General features: G+C 69.4%; 1 protein-coding gene. It reads left to right on the forward strand.

Annotation, left to right across the window (positions count from 1 at the left end; all coding sequences use genetic code 11):
- A partial coding sequence (locus ADK41_RS43920) for a thiazolylpeptide-type bacteriocin (RefSeq protein ID WP_078941188.1) occupies nucleotides 1-127 on the forward strand: 127 nt, incomplete at its 5' end.
- Between the last annotated feature and the right edge of the window lie 118 nt (nucleotides 128-245).

Consider the following 245-nt stretch of genomic DNA (forward strand, 5'->3'; position numbering starts at 1 on the left):
GGGCTTCGACGCCGACGAGCTGGAGACCCTCGAGGTCGCCGACGGCGTGGCGCTGCCGGAGATGGGCGCCTCCAGCGGCTCGATCGGCACCTCCTCCTCCTCGTCCAGCACCTGCTCGGCCTGCTGAACCACCCACCCACGGATCCCGGAAGGACCACGACATGACCGCCAAGGACATCAAGAACGACGCCGACACCGCGTTCGAGGGCTTCGACGCCGACGAGCTGGAGACCCTCGAGGTCGCC

This window comes from Streptomyces caelestis, from assembly GCF_001279005.1.
GTDB lineage: Bacteria > Actinomycetota > Actinomycetes > Streptomycetales > Streptomycetaceae > Streptomyces > Streptomyces heliomycini.